The 18571-nt window shown below is 61.0% G+C and carries 17 protein-coding genes and 1 pseudogene; 6 read left to right on the forward strand and 12 right to left on the reverse strand.

The window, feature by feature from the left end:
- Window positions 1-32: 32 nt before the first annotated feature.
- Window positions 33-269, reverse strand: a complete 237-nt coding sequence (locus ACA054_RS18240) for a hypothetical protein (RefSeq protein ID WP_497685495.1) — start codon at window positions 267-269, stop codon at window positions 33-35.
- A gap of 143 nt (window positions 270-412) precedes the next feature.
- Here ACA054_RS18240 and ACA054_RS18245 point away from each other — a divergent pair, with 143 nt between their 5' ends.
- The 4 genes from ACA054_RS18245 to arsH are packed head-to-tail and all read left to right on the forward strand — an operon-like array spanning window position 413 to window position 3287.
- Window positions 413-790, forward strand: coding sequence for a metalloregulator ArsR/SmtB family transcription factor (locus ACA054_RS18245; RefSeq protein ID WP_497685496.1), 378 nt, complete (start codon window positions 413-415; stop codon window positions 788-790).
- Window positions 784-2073: an arsenic transporter gene (locus ACA054_RS18250; RefSeq protein ID WP_497685497.1), complete on the forward strand. Its 1290-nt coding sequence runs from the start codon at window positions 784-786 to the stop codon at window positions 2071-2073. Before ACA054_RS18245 ends, ACA054_RS18250 begins: the two co-directional genes overlap by 7 nt.
- A 29-nt stretch (window positions 2074-2102) precedes the next feature.
- Complete coding sequence (locus ACA054_RS18255; protein ID WP_497685498.1) at window positions 2103-2573, forward strand: arsenate reductase ArsC; 471 nt, start codon at window positions 2103-2105, stop codon at window positions 2571-2573.
- Between the two features lie 12 nt (window positions 2574-2585).
- Entirely contained in the window at window positions 2586-3287 is a 702-nt protein-coding gene (arsH, locus tag ACA054_RS18260) for an arsenical resistance protein ArsH (protein WP_497685499.1), read from the forward strand.
- Between the two features lie 14 nt (window positions 3288-3301).
- On the opposite strand, the pseudogene ACA054_RS18265 reads toward arsH, so the two are convergent.
- The 11 genes and pseudogenes from ACA054_RS18265 to ACA054_RS18315 all read right to left on the reverse strand — a co-directional run bounded on the left by ACA054_RS18265 (window position 3302) and on the right by ACA054_RS18315 (window position 14904).
- Window positions 3302-4669 (reverse strand): annotated as a pseudogene (locus tag ACA054_RS18265) (ATP-binding protein).
- Window positions 4666-5328: a response regulator gene (locus tag ACA054_RS18270; protein ID WP_497685500.1), complete on the reverse strand. Its 663-nt coding sequence runs from the start codon at window positions 5326-5328 to the stop codon at window positions 4666-4668. Before ACA054_RS18270 ends, ACA054_RS18265 begins: the two are co-directional and overlap by 4 nt.
- A gap of 11 nt (window positions 5329-5339) precedes the next feature.
- Window positions 5340-5984 carry a tetratricopeptide repeat protein gene (locus tag ACA054_RS18275; RefSeq protein ID WP_497685501.1) on the reverse strand — a complete coding sequence of 215 codons (645 nt, stop codon included), beginning with the start codon at window positions 5982-5984 and terminating at the stop codon, window positions 5340-5342.
- Window positions 5981-6790, reverse strand: coding sequence for an SDR family oxidoreductase (locus ACA054_RS18280; protein WP_497685502.1), 810 nt, complete (start codon window positions 6788-6790; stop codon window positions 5981-5983). The genes ACA054_RS18275 and ACA054_RS18280 overlap by 4 nt, the downstream gene beginning before the upstream one ends.
- On the reverse strand, window positions 6777-7451 hold the full coding sequence (locus ACA054_RS18285) for an iron-containing redox enzyme family protein (protein ID WP_497685503.1): 675 nt from the start codon (window positions 7449-7451) through the stop codon (window positions 6777-6779). The genes ACA054_RS18280 and ACA054_RS18285 overlap by 14 nt, the downstream gene beginning before the upstream one ends.
- Window positions 7448-8929: an AMP-binding protein gene (locus ACA054_RS18290; RefSeq protein WP_497685504.1), complete on the reverse strand. Its 1482-nt coding sequence runs from the start codon at window positions 8927-8929 to the stop codon at window positions 7448-7450. The genes ACA054_RS18285 and ACA054_RS18290 overlap by 4 nt, the downstream gene beginning before the upstream one ends.
- Window positions 8919-9596 carry a thermostable hemolysin gene (locus tag ACA054_RS18295; RefSeq protein ID WP_497685505.1) on the reverse strand — a complete coding sequence of 226 codons (678 nt, stop codon included), beginning with the start codon at window positions 9594-9596 and terminating at the stop codon, window positions 8919-8921. The genes ACA054_RS18290 and ACA054_RS18295 overlap by 11 nt, the downstream gene beginning before the upstream one ends.
- Before the next feature lie 223 nt (window positions 9597-9819).
- A complete protein-coding gene (locus tag ACA054_RS18300; RefSeq protein ID WP_497685506.1) occupies window positions 9820-10617 on the reverse strand; it encodes a transporter substrate-binding domain-containing protein in 798 nt (265 codons plus the stop codon).
- Between the two features lie 74 nt (window positions 10618-10691).
- Entirely contained in the window at window positions 10692-11927 is a 1236-nt protein-coding gene (locus ACA054_RS18305) for an NAD(P)/FAD-dependent oxidoreductase (RefSeq protein WP_497690332.1), read from the reverse strand.
- Complete coding sequence (locus ACA054_RS18310) at window positions 11866-13521, reverse strand: FAD-dependent oxidoreductase (protein ID WP_497685507.1); 1656 nt, start codon at window positions 13519-13521, stop codon at window positions 11866-11868. Before ACA054_RS18310 ends, ACA054_RS18305 begins: the two co-directional genes overlap by 62 nt.
- Window positions 13522-13557: 36 nt before the next feature.
- Window positions 13558-14904 (reverse strand): NAD(P)/FAD-dependent oxidoreductase, encoded by a 1347-nt coding sequence (locus ACA054_RS18315; RefSeq protein WP_497685508.1) that lies wholly within the window; start codon window positions 14902-14904, stop codon window positions 13558-13560.
- A 127-nt stretch (window positions 14905-15031) separates the two neighbouring features.
- Here ACA054_RS18315 and ACA054_RS18320 point away from each other — a divergent pair, with 127 nt between their 5' ends.
- Both ACA054_RS18320 and ACA054_RS18325 read left to right on the forward strand, forming a co-directional pair.
- The gene (locus ACA054_RS18320) at window positions 15032-15922 is read left to right on the forward strand and encodes a LysR substrate-binding domain-containing protein (RefSeq protein WP_497685509.1); all 891 of its coding nucleotides are present in this window, start codon (window positions 15032-15034) and stop codon (window positions 15920-15922) included.
- A gap of 77 nt (window positions 15923-15999) precedes the next feature.
- Window positions 16000-16491 (forward strand): GNAT family N-acetyltransferase, encoded by a 492-nt coding sequence (locus tag ACA054_RS18325; RefSeq protein WP_497685510.1) that lies wholly within the window; start codon window positions 16000-16002, stop codon window positions 16489-16491.
- Window positions 16492-18571: the final 2080 nt, after the last annotated feature.

An 18571-nucleotide genomic window follows, 5' to 3' on the forward strand; every position in this document is an offset into this window, starting at 1 on the left:
GCAAAAAGGGTTGCTGCTCGCTGCAACTGCCATCAATCGGGTTGATCGATAACCTTGATCTGCGTCAGCCCTACCAGTTCAGCCTGCTTCAGAACCTCCTCTGGCGTCGCGTCCGCGTTGGGCATGATCAGGCTGTTCTCGCCATCCCCGACATGCAGTTGCAGCAGGTGCATTGCCGCCTCATGGATGGGCAACCGAGGTTGCTTGAGTTCGAAGATGTGGGTGCGCGGTTCGCCGTTGAACAGGTATTCCACGGTGTAGTTGTGCATAGCGGGTTCCTCGATACAGCCCTGCCCTTTCATGCCAGGCCTACCTTTTGGCAAATGATCAGTAGCAAAGGTTCGATTCTTTGCTTGCTTACTACATATGGATATCCGTATATTTGATTATCCATATGTAATAGGCCTGCCGAATGATCACGCCTCCAGAGGTATTCAAAAGCCTGGCTGACGAGACCCGTGCCCGCGCCACCTTGCTGATCGCCAACCAGGGTGAGCTGTGTGTCTGCGAGCTGATGTGCGCTCTGGACGACAGCCAGCCGAAGATCAGCCGCCATCTGGCGCAGCTGCGCAGCAGTGGACTTCTGCTCGATCGCCGTCAGGGACAGTGGGTTTATTACCGTCTCAATCCGGACCTGCCCGCCTGGGTGCACGAGATCCTGCAGGTGACGTTGCAGGCCAATTCCGATTGGCTCGGGAGCAACGCTTCGCGCTTGCAGAACATGGACGGGCGCCCTGTCCGCGATGCTGCCTGTTGCAGAATTCCTGATCGAGTGAGCTTTGAATGCTGATCGCCTTTGCTGTTTTTGTCTTCACCCTCGTTCTGGTCATCTGGCAACCCAAGGGGCTCGGCGTCGGCTGGAGCGCTACTGCCGGTGCGCTTATCGCGTTGGCGGTGGGCGCGGTGTCGCTGCAGGATATTCCCACGGTGTGGGCCATCGTCTGGAACGCGACCGCCACGTTCATCGCCGTCATCATTATCAGTCTGCTGCTGGATGAAGCCGGCTTCTTCAAATGGGCGGCGCTGCATGTGGCGCGCTGGGCGAAGGGCAGTGGCTACCGGTTGTTCGCGTTTTGCATACTGTTGGGCGCGGCGGTCTCTGCGCTGTTTGCCAATGATGGCGCGGCGCTGATCCTGACGCCCATTGTCATGTCCATGCTGTTGGCGCTGCGCTTCTCGCCCGCCGCGACCCTGGCCTTCGTGATGGCTGCCGGGTTCATCGCCGACACCGCCAGCCTGCCGTTGGTGGTGTCCAACCTCGTGAACATCGTGTCCGCCGACTACTTCGGGTTGGGCTTCGCCGAGTACGCTTCGGTGATGGTGCCGGTGAATCTGGTCAGCGTCGCCGCCACTTTGCTGGTGCTCTTTTTGTACTTCCGTCGGGACTTGCCGCAACGCTATGACGTCGAGGAACTGCAGGAACCTGAAACAGCGATTCACGACCGCGCCACCTTTGTCGTGGGCTGGTGGACTTTGCTTGTCTTGCTGGTCGGCCTGTTTGTCCTGGAGCCGCTGGGCATTCCCATCAGCGCTGTCGCGGCGGCCTGTGCGGCGATTCTTTTTGCGGTGGCGGCGAAGGGGCACAAGATCTCTACCCGGCGTGTATTGCGGGAAGCCCCCTGGCAGGTCGTGGTTTTCTCGCTGGGCATGTACCTGGTGGTGTATGGCCTGAAGAACGCGGGGCTGACGGATTCACTCACCCACGTGCTCGACCGCCTGGCCGAACAGGGTCTGTGGGGCGCCGCCATCGGCACCGGCCTGCTGTCCGCGCTGCTGTCGTCGGTGATGAACAACATGCCCAGCGTGCTGATCGGCGCCTTGTCGATTCAGGCCAGCGGCGCGGACGGTCTGGTTCGCGAGGCGATGATCTACGCCAACATCATCGGCTGCGACCTCGGCCCGAAGATCACCCCCATCGGCAGTCTCGCCACCCTCCTCTGGCTGCACGTGCTTGAGCGCAAGGGCATGCGTATCACCTGGGGCTACTACTTCAAGGTCGGCATCGTGCTGACCCTTCCGGTTCTGTTGATCACCCTTTCAGCCCTGGCGTTGCGCCTGAGCCTGAGTCTTTGATGTCCGCCCCGAGCGGCAGGAGCAAATCCATGCGAGTCCTGTTCATGTGCACGGCCAACAGCTGCCGCAGCATCCTTTCAGAAGCCATGTTCAATCACTTGGCACCTGACGGTTTCGAAGCGGTGAGTTCCGGAAGTTTCCCCAAGGGCCAGGTGCTGCCACGCAGTCTCGTCACCCTGCAGCAGGCCGGCATTTGCATCGACGGGTTGAGCAGCAAGGGCAATGACGCCTTCGAGGACAACCCGCCGGATATCGTCATCACCGTGTGTGACAAGGCGGCGGGCGAATCCTGCCCGGTGTACTTCGGCCCGGCCGTGAAATCCCATTGGGGCCTGGAGGATCCATCCGACATCGTCGGTGATGAATCGGTCGTTGACGCCGCCTTCCGCGCCACCCTGGCGCACATCGAGCAACGCTGCAAGGCCTTCCTCGCCCTGCCCTTCAACACACTCAGCCGCGATGAACTCAAACGCGAGCTGGATCGAATCGGCTCTCTCTGAGCAGGAGGACATATGTCAGACCACCTTCCCAACCTTGATCTCACGCTGTTCGATGGCACGCAGCTACCGAACCAGCCCACCGGGCACAAGCCACGCATCCTGCTGCTGTACGGCTCGACCCGAGAGCGCTCGTTCAGCCGTCTGCTGGTCGAAGAAGCCGCGCGCCTGCTGGAGCACTTCGGTGCACAAACGCGCATCTTCAATCCGTCCGGTTTGCCGCTGCCCGACGATGCTCCCGTCGCCCACCCCAAGGTTCAGGAACTGCGCGACCTGATGCAGTGGTCGGAAGGTCAGGTCTGGTGTTCGCCGGAACGGCATGGCGCGATGTCGGCAGTGTTCAAGGCGCAGATCGACTGGGTTCCCCTGGAACTCGGCGCCGTTCGCCCCACCCAGGGCAAGACGCTGGCGGTGATGCAAGTGTGTGGCGGCTCGCAGTCGTTCAACGTGGTCAATCAGCTTCGTGTTCTGGGACGCTGGATGCGCATGTTCACCATCCCTAATCAGTCCTCGGTGCCGAAGGCCTACATGGAGTTCGATGAGGCGGGTCGGATGAAGCCGTCGGCGTACTACGACCGGGTCGTCGACGTGATGGAAGAACTGGTGAAGTTCACTGTGCTGCTGCGCGACCGTCAAGCGTTCCTGGTGGATCGCTATTCTGAACGCAAAGAGAGCGCCGAACAGCTCATGGCCCGGGTCAATCAGCGCTCCATCTGAAGGCAATGCCAGCGTCACGCGCGGCAAATTTCCAACGTGGCGCGCAACCCTGCCGGGCTGCGATTCTCCAGTTTGATCTGCCCACCAAGGCGATCTGCAATGGCCTGGACGATGGTCAGTCCCAGCCCAGCACCCTGGCCATTTCCGCGGCTGTAGAAACGCTCGAAAAGCCGATCGCGATCGTCCTCATTGATACCCGGTCCCTCATCTTCGACTGACAGTTCGTAGCCATTTTCCTTGGCGGCCAGCGTTACCCTGATGAGTCCATGCCGTGGGGAGAAGTTTGCAGCATTGGTGACCAGGTTGTTCAAGGCAATATCAATCGCAGCGGGGTCGACTCTCACGAGGCCGAGGTCGTCACTGACGTCGAACACCAGTTCAAGATCCTTGCTCAACAGCCAGGGCGTCAGCTGAATCAGGCTGTCGCGAACGGTGGCGGCCAGATCGATGGGTGCAGGCGGTTGAGTGCCTGTTTCAGGCTCGATACGCGCCATCGTGAGTAATTGGTTGACCAGTCGGCTGGTACGGTCGACGCCGGCAATCAGGTGTTCAAGCGATGCGCGCCGCTCCTCTTCACTCCCTGCTTCCATCAGGTTTTCGGCATGCACCCTGAGCACGGCCAGTGGTGTGCGCATTTCGTGGGCAGCGTCAGCGATGAAGCGTCGCTCGCGACCCATGACTTCCTGAATTTGCGCAAGCATTCGGTTGAGCGCTGCCTGCATCGGTTCAAGCTCAGTAGGGAGCGGCGTCAATTGCAAAGGGTCGAGTGAACCGGGAGGCCTCGCCCGCAGTGTTGCCGCCATATTGACCAGGGGTTTCAATCCCCAGCCGATGGCCAGCCAGATCATTGCCGCCAGCATCAGACTTCCCAGGATATTGGGCCACAAAGTGTGGCGTACGATCCGGTCTACCAGGTCCGATCGGACGTCGTCGCGTTCGCCCACCCAGATGCGCTAGTTGTTTTGTTTGTCTTCGAGCAGGAAGGCGCGCCAGTGCCGGTTGTTCAGATCGACTACATCACTGAAGCCTGGCGTAGCCGGTGGTGCACTGAAGGACGGTGAGCTCACCGTGTGCACCAGCATCTCTCCCTTGAAGTTCCAGACCTGAAAGGCAATCTTCGTTTCATAAGGATGGCCGTCGACTCTGGGCGCCGCCTCGCTCAAGGCCTGATTGAAGGCCCGATACAGATCGGCATGTTCCTTGCTCGCCATGGGCATGCGCATGACGCCTTGTAAAAGGCGGGCGTTCTGGGCTAGTTGGGCATCGTAGACTTCGGCAATTTCGTGGTTGCTGTCGTACAGGTTGAGTACGCTGATCACCGTCAGGCCGGCGAGCATCAGGCCAATAATCAAGGTCAGGGTGCGACGCCTGATCGAGGTCATCGGCGCTCCTCCACCAGATACCCGATCCCGCGGATGGTGCGGATCAGGTCGGTAGAAAACTTTTTGCGCAGGTGATGGATGTGCACTTCCAGTGTGTTGCTTTCGGCTTCCTCGTTCCAGCCATAGAGCAACTGCATCAGATGATCGCGAGTCATCACCCGGCCGGGTGGCGACAGTAGTTCATGCAGCAACTGGTATTCCTTGGGTGTCAGGGCTACTGGCTCGCCCTTGTAACTGACTTGCTGGGTGCCTGGGTTCAGGCTGATACCGGCGTGCTCGATCAGCGATTGCGCGCGGCCAGCGCTACGCCGAAGCAGCGCGCGTATGCGGGCTTTCAACTCCGCCAGGTCGAAAGGCTTGATCAGGTAATCATCGGCTCCGGCATCCAGCCCGGCGATGCGGTCTTCGGTGGCATCGCGCGCGGTCAGGATCAGCACCGGCAGAGTGGAGCCGCTGTCACGCAGGCGCCTCAACACCTGGAGACCGTCCATGCGTGGCAGGCCAAGGTCGAGTACCGCCAGATCGAAGATTTCACTGAGCAGCGAGTGCAAGGCGCTGCCGCCGTCCTGCAACCAGTCGACGGTGTAGCCTTCACGACTGAGGGCCTGATGAATGCCCTCGCCGAGCGCCACGTCATCCTCTATCAGTAATAAGCGCACACGGACTCCTGTCAGCCGAGTTTCTTGTTCACATCAACTAGTAGCGTTTCAATCTCTTTGCGGCGCCCCGCGTCGGCGCTTTCGCGGCCGGGACGAGGCGCGGCCAACAAGGCTTTTTGCAGGGCTGCGCTGGCCTCGACGTAACGCTTTTGACGGTAGAGGTGATCCCCCCAAAAGTACAGGCTATCGATGCCGTTGGGGTTCATTTGCAAGGCTAGCTTGAGCAATTGTTCGGCCTTGTCCGAGTCGCCAAACCCAATCGGCCAACCCGGCACACGGTCGTACAGCGCGCCGAGGCTGGTGTAGGCAGAGCCTTGCAACGCCTTGGGATCTAAAGCCAGGGCTTTTTCCAGGTCGGCCTTGGCCTCTTTGACCTTGCTCAGCCCCCCGAGCCCGCCCTGGGCACCGGCCCAACTGCTGGTGACGATACCCGCCCAGATCCATGCCTCTGCTACGGCCTGACGTTCCTGTGAGAAGCTTGAAGCTTGCGCGGCGAGTTTTTCGAAGGCCGCGGTGCGTTGTCCCTCCGGCAACTCGTACTGAATGTGCGCCCAGCTTTGCTGGATACCGTTGAGGCGTTGCTGGTCGGCGGCATCCAGCGCCCACACACTCTGGCTCAATACGCCAGACAGCAGGCAAGCAATGATTTTTTTCATGGTTTGAGATTCTCCTGGTCGGGTTTCTGGCTCAAGTGGCGGATCAGCGGCAATTGCTTGCGCAAGCCACGGTCTACCAGGTGCGGCAGCAAGCTGTTGAGGCGTACGAAAAAGCGCTCCGGCCAGCCCAGGTACAAGTCGCGACGGTCACCGGCAATGGCGTGAATCACGGCGGCTGCCACGGCTCGCGGATCGTCGACATTGGCCTTGAGGGCATCGTTGAGCGCCTGGGCCGCCGGGCTGTTCATGCTGGTGCGGGTGGCTCGAGGGGCGACGTAGAGCACACTGACCCGGGTATCCGCCAGTTCCCGGCGCAGGGCTTCGGAGAACCCGCGCAGGGCAAACTTGGTCGCGCAATAACTGGCGTATCCGGGGTAGCCAATGGAGCCATAGGTCGAACCGACGTTGACCACCATGGCACTGTCGGCCTGCTTGAGCAGTGGCAGCAGCAGTTTTGTCAGGCAGATCGGCGCACTGATGTTCACCGCCAGCATCGCGTTGATCTCACTGTCGTCCAGCTGTTCGAGCATGGCGAAATGATTGACCCCGGCGGCATTGATCAGCAGGTTAATGCCGTCGATGCTTTCGGCCTCGGCCAGCACTTCGCGGCGCTCGGATTGCAGCGTCAGGTCAGCACCGATCCAGCACAGGTTGCGCGGGTAAAGTTCAAGCAGCGACGCCAGCGGTTGCCGATTCCGGGCTACGGCCAATACCCGCGCACCGCTGACGCACAGGGCGGTGGCGATGGCCAGGCCGATGCCGCCGCTGGCTCCGGTCAACACCACGCGAGCTTCAGACAGGCGCATGCAGGTTCTCCCCGTCACGCGGTAAACCGCGAAACATATCGGTGTACAGCCGGTACACCACTGTGGAGGCGTGAATGACCGCGGCCTGATCGTCCGGGTCTTCCAGCTGGTTCATCAGCCGGCGGTAGGTCTGCATGTGTTCGATATCCAGTGAGCCGTGGGAACTGAGGTAGCTGAAGGCGCTTTGCGGCAGATCCAGGCGTTCACGAATGCTGCCGGCGGCGCGGGTGGCCAGGGCGATGCTGGTGCCTTCGAGCACGTTGACCATGCCGAACAGTCCCACCGGGTTGTCCCGGGCAATCAGGTCGTAGAGGAAGCTGACCATCAATTCGATCGGCAAGGACGGACGCCCGTCACGTACAGCGTCCTTGTCACCGCCGCAGGCCTGGATGTCATCGAGGACCCACTTTTCGTGGCCGTATTCATCCTCGATGTACTCACACACCGCTTCACGCAGCCATTCCAGACGTAGCGGCAGGCGCGCACCGCAGGCCATCATCAACGGCACGGTATGGCGCACGTGGTAATAGGCCTGTGTCAGAAAGGCGCGGTAACTGTCCAGGCTGACGTTGCCCTCCAGGGCGTCACGGATGATCGGCAAGTTGAACAACTCAATGCGTTGTTGTTGCGTGGCGTCTTGCAGCCTGTCAAAAAAACTCATGACGCGGATTCCTCGGAAAATGCAGATTCATTCAGTTGCATCCGGTAGCGTTCGACGATGGCGTCACGGCGCGGCCGGCCATTAGCGGTGAGCAAACCGTTGGCGACAGTGAAGGGTTGATCGAGACGGGTCCAGTGACCGACCTGGGCGTACCCGGGCAACGCCTCGTTGGCCTGGCTTATGGCGACAGCCAATTGTTGGTCAGTGCAATCCGGGCGATGTGGCCAGAGCAGCGCATGGTTGTGCGGCATGGCCTCGCCATAGACGAAGGCCTGGGCGATCTGCCCGCGCTGGGTCAGTTCCGCCTCCACCCACTCGGGATTCACGTTGCGCCCGAAACTGGTGACGAACTGATGTTTCTTGCGTCCCTTGAGGTAGAGAAACCCCTCGGCGTCGAACTCGCCGAGATCGCCGCTGGGCCACCACGGCGCGGTGTGCGGCGCCTCTCCCAGATAGCCGAGCAAGGTTGAACCCTTGATCAGCACTTCGCCGTCGTCCGCCAGGCGAATCTGCACATGGGGCAACGGCTGTCCAACACTGCCGGGGCGGCACGCTTGTGGGCGATTGAGGCACACCACTGATGCACATTCCGACAGTCCATAACCTTCGTAGACCGGCAGGCCCACACGCTGGGCCCGACGCAGCAGATCCTCGCAAACCCGGGCACCGCCCACTGCGGCAAAATGCAGATGCTGTGGGTCGAAGACTTTCTGTTCGGCAGCGCCGACCAGCATCATCAGCAACTGCGGCACCAGGATCAGGCTCTGAGGGGACCGGCTGGCCAGGCATCCCAGCAGTTGCGGCACATTCACGCCGCTGGCACCTTGAATCCCCCGGGTTTTCTCGCTGGGGAGGCTCAAGGTCGCGCCGGCATGCAACGCGGCATAACAACCGATGTTTTCCAGCAAAATGGCGAGCGGCAACAGGGCCAGATGGTGTTGCGGGTCGGTGGGTTTGCTGGCCAAATCCAGCTCGCGGGAGACCCGCAAGATACTGTCCGCACTCAAGCACACACCCTTGGGCGTACCCGTGGTGCCCGAGGTGAAGGTCAACTTGGCCGTGCCTTCAGGCATCCGGTTCGGGCCGCTGAAGCTGCGCCGCCAGAACTCGCCGTTCTGCTGATATCCAGCCGCTTGCAGTTCGTCGTGCAGTGGCGGCTCGGCGATGACCCGTTCGGCCCGGCTTTGCTCCAGGCAATGCTTGCGTTGCGCCGGACTGAAAAAGCCCGGCAAGGTCACACAGGCCAGGCCTTCGAACAGTGCAGCCAGATACCAGAGCATGGCGTCGACGCCGTTGTCCAGCGCCAGTGCAACGACCTTGATCTGCTCGTCACGCAGACGCTGCTGGCGATCCATCACTTCGGCGTACAGCGTGGCGTAGTCCAGTTTCAGCTGATCGCCCCACAACGCAGTGGCATTTGCCTTACGCTCGGCATGGTTGCGCAGGATCTGTTTGAAACGTTCCACTTCAGGCGACATCGCAGCAAGCCTCAATGGACGTTGGCAAACCCAGGCGGCTGAACAACCCGATATCGCGTAAATGAATGAAACCGGCGCGGATGTTGCCAACGTGAACCCAAGGCTTGCTTTGGTAGTAACTGCCCCAGGCGTGGCGGTCCTCACCGAGTCGCGCAGGGTCGGCGGCACACAGCGTGACCGGCTTCAAACCCAGGCGATGAAAGCTGTTGACTAACCCCAGGTTGCCGGTAAAAGCCACCCATTCCAGCCCCCCCATGGCCAGCAGGTAGGTCATCGCGATGATGCTCATTCGAGCGTTTGCGGTGTCGCTTGCTGCCAGGTTGCCCACCTCGACGATGGCCGATCGGTCTACGGTCTGGTCGGCGGCGGCACTGATCAGCGGATCGATTGCCTCGTCCAGGTAACACTCCAGAAACAGCGGTCCGGCGCTTGCCAGACGTACACCGACCACCGCACACAGCGCATCGCACGCATCGATCATGCCGAACAGTTCCGGCATGAAATGGCGAATGTCGGCACCGTGGGCCTGACGAAAACGTTGCTGGATAAAGGTTTCGAAGGTGCACCGTTGCGGGTCCTCCGGCAATGCTCTGGCAAAATGCATTCGCGGCGTTTCGGCTTGGCCAAAGTGCAGCGGCAACTGAACGTTCCAGTTGAAATCGGACATTGGGAAACACCTCCCCCGGATCAATTGGGGGGAAGTATCAAAGGCATTTCTTAACGAAGTCTGAAGGTGACAAAGAGATCAGCCGAAGTGGTCTTCAGATTACCTTAAGGCTCAACGGGCGGTGTGACGCGCCAGCATCCGCCTGGTCGATCGGCCCCTTGAGCGTTGCGAGTCGATGCGGGGGCGGTCATGCGCGGGTTTCCCGCCATCCGCCCCCACCCGTTCATTGTGGCCAGAGATCGACCGGAAAGTACTTCTGCGATATCTGCGTGTACTTGCCCGAATCATGCAGTTGCGTGAGCGCCTGGTCGATTCGGGTCTTGAGTGCGGTGTCACTCTTGCGCAGGCCCGCCCCTACCCCCAGACCGTATTGCAATGGGTCCATTTTGACGCTGCCGGTGCCTTTCTCCTCGTACGCCGCTCCGTCTTCGGACGTCAGGAAAGCGATGTCGCCGAGCTTGTCGAGGAACATGACGTCGATACGGCCAGACAGCAGATCGGCATTGCAGTCGTCCTGCGTGTTGTAGATACGGATGTTCGCCGTTTTGCCGTAGGCGGACAGGATGAAATCGGCGTTGGTGGTCGAGCCCTGCACACCGATGGATTTACCGGCCAGGCCTTGGGGTGTCAGGGTCAGACTGGTGTCCTTGGAGGCGACGAAAACCCCCGTCGTCTCGTAGTACGGACGCGAGAAGGCAATGACTTTCTGGCGTTCCGGACTGATCCCCATCGAGTTGAACAGCACGTCGAACTTGTTGGCCAGCAGTGCCGGGATGATGCCGTCCCATGACACTTCCTTGATCTCGCATTCGGCTTGCATCTGCTCGCACAGCGCGCGAATCAGGTCCGGCTCGAAACCGGTGAATTGCCCGGTGGGGGTCTTGACCAGAAACGGCGGATAAGGCTCGGCGGCAACACCAAAACGCAGCGTATCCTTCTCTGCGCTGGCGGACGCTGTAAAGGAGCACAAGGTCATGCCGATAGAGGCCAGTAAAGCCAGTTTGCAGAACATTCGTTTCATGGTCGATCCCTTTATGGATGAGGATGATTGCACAGAGAACGGTTCAATGGCGTACCGCAATTCCAGCTGCTTTTTTACCCTGTGGATGCGGGCAGCGGTAGCCAGCCCTGGAGGGTTTGCCAGTCAGATTCCAGGGTCGTGAACCGTGACAGCGAGAAGGTCGACAGGTCGGCGAAACTGCACGTCCCATCGACGACGAGGTCGCGAATGGCATGGCCGCTTGCCGGCGACAGTCCGAAACCGACACCGGACATCGTCGCGACCGTGAGGTTATCCAGCGCCGCGGGACGATCGATGACGGGGCGACCGTCCGGCGTGTTTTCGATGAACCCCGCCCAGCTGCGAATCACCCGTTTGTGCGCGACTTTGGGGAACAGTTCGGCGAGTCGTCTGGCGATATTACATTGCAGCGGCGTCGATTGCGCCCGTGTGCCGCGCAGGTCGCCGAGCTCGACCCATTCGTGCGGGCCGCCGCCATACGCCAGGTTGCCACGCAGGGTTTGCCGGCCATACAAACCGTTGCCATCCACACCACCGACCTGCAACAGCGGGAGCGGCTCGGTCACGATCATTTCTGCGCGCGCGGTGACCAGCGGGATGTCTACGCCGAGTTGGGCCGCCAACTCACCGGTGTGCGGGCCTGCGGCAATCACCAGGTGGTCGCAGCTCATCAGGCCAAGAGCTGTGCGCACGCCCGTCACACGGTCGCCCTGGCGTTCGATTTCGACGACGGGCGCGTGCTCGATAATGCGACCGCCGAGATTTTTCAGCGCCCACGCGTAGGCCTGCAGGGTGCGGTGCGGATTGGCATGACCGCCGAAATGGTAGTAAAAGCCAGCCAGCACGTTATCGCCAGCAAAGGGCACCAGTTCGCGAACCTGCCCCGGGTCCAGGCGGTCGACGCGCAGGCCGTACCAGGCGGCTTCATCCACGACTTTCTGATCGAGGGCAATCTGCTTTTCAGTGAGGTCGATACTGATGCGGTCCGGGCGATACTCGGTCGGATAACCGAGCAGTTCATCCATCATCGGCCACAGCCGTTGTTCTTCGACAAACAGCGGACTGTGGTGATGCGAGCACCCGCCTCCGTTTCGGCCCGAGGCGCCCCAGCCGATCAGGCTCGCTTCGAGGACCAGCACATCGACGCCGTCGCGTGCCAGCCACCAGGCGGCGCTCAATCCCGTCACGCCGCCACCCACGATGACAACGGACGCATGGTTAGATGATTTCCTGACTGCCTGCATGGTGTCAGCCCTCGTTATGTGGCGCGATGGTGGGATGGGCGGTGTCTTGCGCTCGCCTGGCGACAGTCTGCTGCCCGTTGCACAGCCAGAACGGTGTCCACTGCGACGGCATGTCGAACCAGGCATCCCATCGGCTGTGCATCTGCGGCGTTTCTTGGATCTGCCCTGCCTGGTGCAGTGACAACGGGCGCACCGGCGGACGATACGAAGCCAGGGCAATGGCTTCGACACCGAGGCCGGCGCCGATGCCGAGCAAGGTCGCCACCTGTTCGCGGCAACGACGCCCCTGGCAAGGTCCCATGCAGGCCCGAGTGAGACGCTTGGTCACGTCCGGGTGGGGCGTGTCGTTTTGCATGTCGTTGTTCAACTCCGCATCGGCGGCTGTCCAGTCGAGATAACGCGGTGGCTGTTGCCCGAGGATTTCGCTGGCGGTCACTTCTTCGCACAGGCACACGAAGGGTTCGTTCTGGGCATGGAGAGTGGAGGCCTGGACCCAGGCCGTGCGATTGGCAGCGATGTCGCAAACAGGTTCATCGGCTATCGGTGCGGTGTCGATCTGACCGATATCGACACCCAGTGCGGCCAGCGCGGTGTGCGCGGCGATCCGGCCTTCGCGCCGGGAAATCTCGTCGTCGCGGCTTTTCGAGGCCCAGACACCGGCGCAATCGCCGGCCACCAGGACGAATGGCAACGACGTGCGCAGCAAAGGGTCGGTGTCGGGGACGTGGCCGCCACGGTCGCCTTGGAAAGACGCGCTGCACCCGGCTGCCTCGAGCAGTTCGATCGCGGGAATGGCGGCCACGCCAAGCAGCACCGTGTCGCATTCGATCTCTGTCAAAGACCCGCTGACGGGACGCCCCTGGACATTGACTGCGACGGCGGTAATCCGCTTGACGCCGAATGCGTCCCCGCTCGCCACGCGAACGACATGCCCGGTCAATACCTGAGCGCCCTGCTCGACCAGCAGGCCGAGCAGCGTTGGATCACCGCTCACCTGTGCGGCCTGCTCAATGATTGCAACGATTTGCACGCCTGTGCCGATCAGCGCAAGGGCCGTCGCCAGGGCCTGGGTGTCGCTGCCGACCAGCACCGCGCGCTTGCAGTCCAGCGCCTGGTAAAGGGTCGCAAGTCGATAAGCCGCGCTGACGCCCATGACACCGGGGCGCTGCCAACCATCGAAGGCCAGCCCCATGTCCCGCCTGCCGGCGGCGACGATCACCTGCTTGAAACGCAGCAACCAGGCGTTTTCATCATCGGCCAGGCCAGCGATGTGGCCCTCGATCCACGCCGTGGTGCGTTGCTGGGGAAACAGTCCCCAGACCGCCGCGCCGAGCCGCACGTCAACACCGGCTTCGAGCGCCTCGGCGATCTGCGGGCGCGCGTCGAGAAGGCTCTGCAGCACGCTGTTGCGGTTGGAGACCGCGGCGCCCATCCGGCCACCGAAATGCAGAGGAACCTCCTCCCCCATGGTTTCGATAGGGATCGGATTTTCGTCCACCAGTGTGACGCGCAGGCCATGCCCGGCGGCAGTCAAGGCGGCCGCAAGTCCCGCCGGGCCGGCACCGACGATGAGAATATCGGTCTCGTCGCTGATCGGCGGCGCTTTGCCTGCCACCGACGCGAGATCGTAGTAAATGTCTGGCGTGAGAGGTCGTTTCACGGTTTTCTCCCCAAAAAGTAGGCGCGTGGGTATCGACTAGAACAGCGACGACGGCGGCTTGACGTCGCCCTCGGCGAATCGCGACAGACGCAGCTGGCGCATTTCCAGGCCCGGATCACCCGCGTCGATCCAGTTCGCCAGGGTCTTGCCCACGATGGGGCCCATGGCAAAGCCGTGGCCACAGAACCCGGTGGCTACGGCCAGGCCGCGCGGCGATGTCTGCGCATCGATGACGGGAATGCCGTCCGGCAAGACATCGATAGCGCCCGCCCAGCGGTCGGCGATCTGCGTGTTCAGTTGTCCGGGGAACGCCGCCTTGAGCGCGCTGATGGCCGTTCCCAGGCCTTTTTCATTCGGTTTGATCAGCGGATTGCGCAGGTGGATCCCTGTACCTAGTCGCGACGACTCCGACCATGGCATGCGCTGGTGCAGATCGGCGAGGCACGCGCCGTTCAGATTGAAGCGAAAGGATTTGCGATGGGCCCACAGCGAGGGCGCATACCAATGGAGTGCGCGCAGGTGGCCGAGCGTCATGTCGACGTCGACATGGGCGTCGTCGGCGATATTGAAGCTGCCGTCCAGCCGTTGCCGGAAGCCCACGCCGTTGGCGATCGTGGAGATGCCGCTCAGCGTCGGCCCGGACGTGGTGCGCGCCACCGTGCCCCTGACCAGCTGCTGTGGCAGGTCGACGCCGAGCAATTTCAACAGGCGAAAAGACGTCACGCCAGCGGCACACACCAGGGTTTTCGCCTTCACGTAGCCCCGCTCGGTTTCAACCCCCACTACTTGGCCCGCGGCGACATCGATGCCTTTGGCACCACAGTGTTCGACGATCTGTGCGCCCAGCTCGCGGGCCCGCATAGCGAAGGCGCGAGCCACCAGAGTGGGTTCCGCCTGACCGTCGCTGGCAGTAAACAGGCCGCCCATTTGCGGGACGGCATAACCCGGCAGTTTCTTTGCCACCTCACGCGGCGACAGCATCACGGTGTCGAGCGAAAAGCTGCGTGCGACGGACAGCCAGGATTCGTAGCCGTCACGTTCGGCCTCATTGCCCGCGACAAACAGGCAGCCGTCGTTGCGCCATCCCAGATCGGTCTGCAGTTCACGTTCCAGCGAACGCCAGATCTCGATGCTGGCTTGCATCAGCGGCACTTCCGCTTCGTCACGCGATTGTTGGCGAACAAAGCCCCAGGCCCGTGACGATTGCTGCCCCGCCAGCGTGCTTTTTTCGAGGACCAGAACCTTGGCGCCCGCTTTGCTTAGGTAGTAGGCGCACGCACACCCCATCAGCCCACCGCCAATGATTGCCACGTCGACTTCACGCGGCAGGCGCTCGTCCCCGGGCGTCGACACGCTGGCCAATGCTGCTTGTGCAATGTTCATGAGGGGCACCGTCAGGTTGAAAAAGACGCGTAGCGCAGCGTCGTTGTTTCGGCTAAGAATGTGCCCCGATCCTGCGAAATTACAGTGATGTATCTGCATTAATCCCATGCGAGGAGCGCATAGAAACATGAGCCGCCAACTGCCATCGATCGAGCTTCTGCAGGCATTCCTCATGGTTGCGAAGACCGGCAACTTTGGTCAGGCCGGTGAGCAGCTGCACCTGAGCCAGAGCGCGGTGAGTCGCCAGGTCGCGCAACTGGAGGCGCGTCTGGATAGCCGCCTGTTCGAGCGGCACACGCGCAAGATCGTGCTCACCGCCGAAGGCCGATCGCTGGTACCGGTCGCCGAGCAGGTCATCGGCCTGCTGTCGGATGCCTCGCACATGCTTGCAACCGTTGGGCGAAGTGTCAGCCTGCGCGCGCATCCGACCATGGCGGCGCGCTGGCTGATACCTCGGCTCACGGCGTTTTATCGTTTGCATCCGCAAGTGACCGTCAGTGTCGACACGGTGTATCACCGCTTTCCCGACTTTGCGTTTGAATCGATCGACGCGATGATCGCGTACGGAACAGCCACCTGGCCCGACTTCGAAGCCCTGGAGTTGTGGGAAGAGGAACTGATACCGCTGTGCTCGCCGGCATTGCTCGTCGGAACGACCCCGCAGGAACTGCTCAAGACCGCGCGACTGGTGGACTCGAGCATGGATCGCCTGGACTGGCGGCGCTGGGATGAGTATTACCCGGGGTCAACCGGTGTCGATAACGCACATCTGACGTTCGATACGCTGGAATCGGCGATCGTCGCGGTGAAATGTGGTCAGGGCATCGCCCTCGTCGACGCTGTGCTCGCACGCGATGAACTGCTCAACCAACAACTGACGCGAGTGCATTCGGGCAGCATCATCACCGGCGGACGCTACACGCTGGTCTATCCAAAGCGGGTGAAGCGTTCAAGTGGCTTTTGCGAGTTCCTCGAGTGGTTGGAGCAGGAAACAGCCGGTACCGGATCGAGAGAGTAGTCGCCTGCCACTTGCCAACGAAACTGAAAGGCTTCGGCCATAATGACCCTGTACTGCAATCGACGGGAACCTGTCAGATGATCTCGATTGAACTGCACGCGGCCCAGCGCGATGAGCTGCAGACCATTGAAAACCTGATGCAGTTCTACACCTACGATTTCAGCGAGTGGTTACCACTGGCACTGGGCGAGCATGGCTTCTTCAGTCTCCTGCCCCTCACGGACTACTGGCGAAAACCTGCGACCCAGGCATTTCTGATCAAGGTCGACGGGGAGTTGGCCGGATTTGTGACCGTGGATGACGAAATCCATGTACCCGACGCCCGCTACAACATCGGTTACCTGTTCGTCAGTCGGCGCTTTCGCGGCCAGGGTGTCGCCAAATTTGTCGTTTCCACCCTGTTGAACCGCCTCCCTGGTCGATGGCAGATTTTCCATGTCGAAGCGAACCAGCCGGCACGGCTGTTTTGGGCTGCTGTGATACCTGAGGCGACGCAAAACCGGTTCAGTCTTCATCAGCTGTTGATCCAGGGATTGCCGTGCAACGTTTACTGTTTTGAAAAAACGTAAGTCCTGTGTAGGTGCCAGGCTTGCCGGCGATTGCGTCCTTGAGCATTGCGTGGGTCTTTCGGGCCCCATCGTCGGAACGCCGCCCGCAGCAAGCCGGCTCCTACAGGGGATCACGGACCAGCCTGCAATCAGGTCGGCTGTCAGGCCGCCTCGCGTTTACTTTGGCTTTGATCTTCTTGCCCCTCGAGAGGCCGAGCGCAGGTTCTGCGCGTGCGGCCTGAGAGGACCGTTTTTTTTTGCTGGATTTTTTTGGCGTACATATCCATTGCTGCGGTAACGGCCACTTATGGTTTCGCCCTTACGGCGAGTCCCTTTTTCAAACGCCGGAGTGCCGGCCCAGCAAAAAGGAACCAAAAGGCTTTGCCCCACCACTCGGTGCCTCGCTGTGGCTCGGTATGCCGTAACGAAGGCATTGCTCCGTGGGTCGCCGCGATGGGCCATCGTGGTTTAACGGGGCGCCCAAATCTAAAGCCAAAGCGAGGCGGCCTGACAGCCGACCTGACTTTGACGGCTGTACCTGGATCCCCTGTGGGAGCGAGCCTGCTCGCGATGGACGTCAACGATAACGCGCCCTGTCTGAAGGATCGTGTTGTCTGGACGTTTTTCGCGAGCAGGCTCGCTCCCACAATGGATCGCGGGCAAACCTGTAATCAGGTCGGCTGTCGGGCCGCCTCGCTTTGGCTTTTGATGTTGCTTTAGCTTTTGATTTTCTTGCCCCCTCACGCCCTGAGCCTGTCCGTCAACCTGTGACTACCTCCATCAGCCTCTAGCAACGTTGATCCATGCTGCGTCAGAGCCTTTGGGAGATTGTTGTCTGAGTACATATCCATTGCTGCGGTAATGGCCACCGAGGGTTCCGCTTTTACAGCGGGTCACTTTGAAAAGCGCAAAGTAACCAAACGCTCTTGCCCCACCACTCGGTGCCTCGCCTAGGCTCGGCATGCCGTAACGAAGGCATTGCTCCGTGGGTCGCCGCGATGGGCCATCCCTGGCCCAGCGCGGCTAAACCGGCGTCCTGCCGGTTTACCCACTGCGCAATGCCTGCGTTCGGCCATCGTGGTTTAACGGGGCGCCCAGATCAAAAACCAAAGCGAGGCGGCCTGACAGCCGACCTGACTTTGGCAGATACCTGTGATCCCCTGTGGGAGCGAGCCTGCTCGCGATGGACGTCAACGATAACGCGCCCTGTCTGGATGAACGCGTTGTCTGGACGTTCATCGCGAGCAGGCTCGCTCCCACAATTGGATCGCAGACAGACCTGCAATCAGGTCGGCTATAAGGCCGCCTCGCTCTTGCTTTGGCTTTTGATTTTCTTGCCCCCTCGAGAGGCTTCGTTCCGGTTCTGCGCAGTGGGCAAACCGGCATGGATGCCGGTTTAGCCGCGCTGGGCCAAGGATGGCCCAGCGCGGCGGGCTCTGTAGGAGCAGCCGGTCGACGCTCGAATGCTCGCGAAAAACCTGAGAGCACCGCGGAGTGTCAGGCTCCCCGCGTCATCGTTGACCTCCATCGTCGGAACGCCGCCCGGAGCATGCTCGCTCCTACAGGCCGGGCGGCGTTCCGTGCTTCCAAGTGACTCGCTGTAAAAGCGAAACCATAGGCGGCCGTTACCGCAGCAATGGATATGTACTCCGTCAACAAACAACAGGTCGGCTGTCAGGTCGCCTTCGCCGGCAAGCCTGGCTCCTACAGCCCCCCTTTCTAATTCCAAATCAGCTTTGTCCGACAATATGTAGTGACTGAAAATATTCACTACAAAACCGTTGACGCCTTCGATTTGCCCTTGCATGATGCAGACGTCTCCCCGATCGGGAGTACTGGCAACACGCTTGAGCAAGCTCGTCTGACCGCCGAGCTGTTTTTTCCGGATACACGCTGCCCACAAGGCAGATTGAAGAAGCTGACCTGGCCTGAACGTCCAGTACAAGGGCGAGAAACGCTGGCGATCCATCCTCATGAAGCTTGTGGCCGACCCTGAAAACGTCGGCAGGGGCCAAAGGTTATCGCCGCTTCTCTTCGTTGTGACGCTTTTGCGTAGCAGTTATTCAACACGACTACATGCAACAGACGCGGTACCCCGTCG

The organism is Pseudomonas sp. LBUM1653 (genome assembly GCF_059716115.1).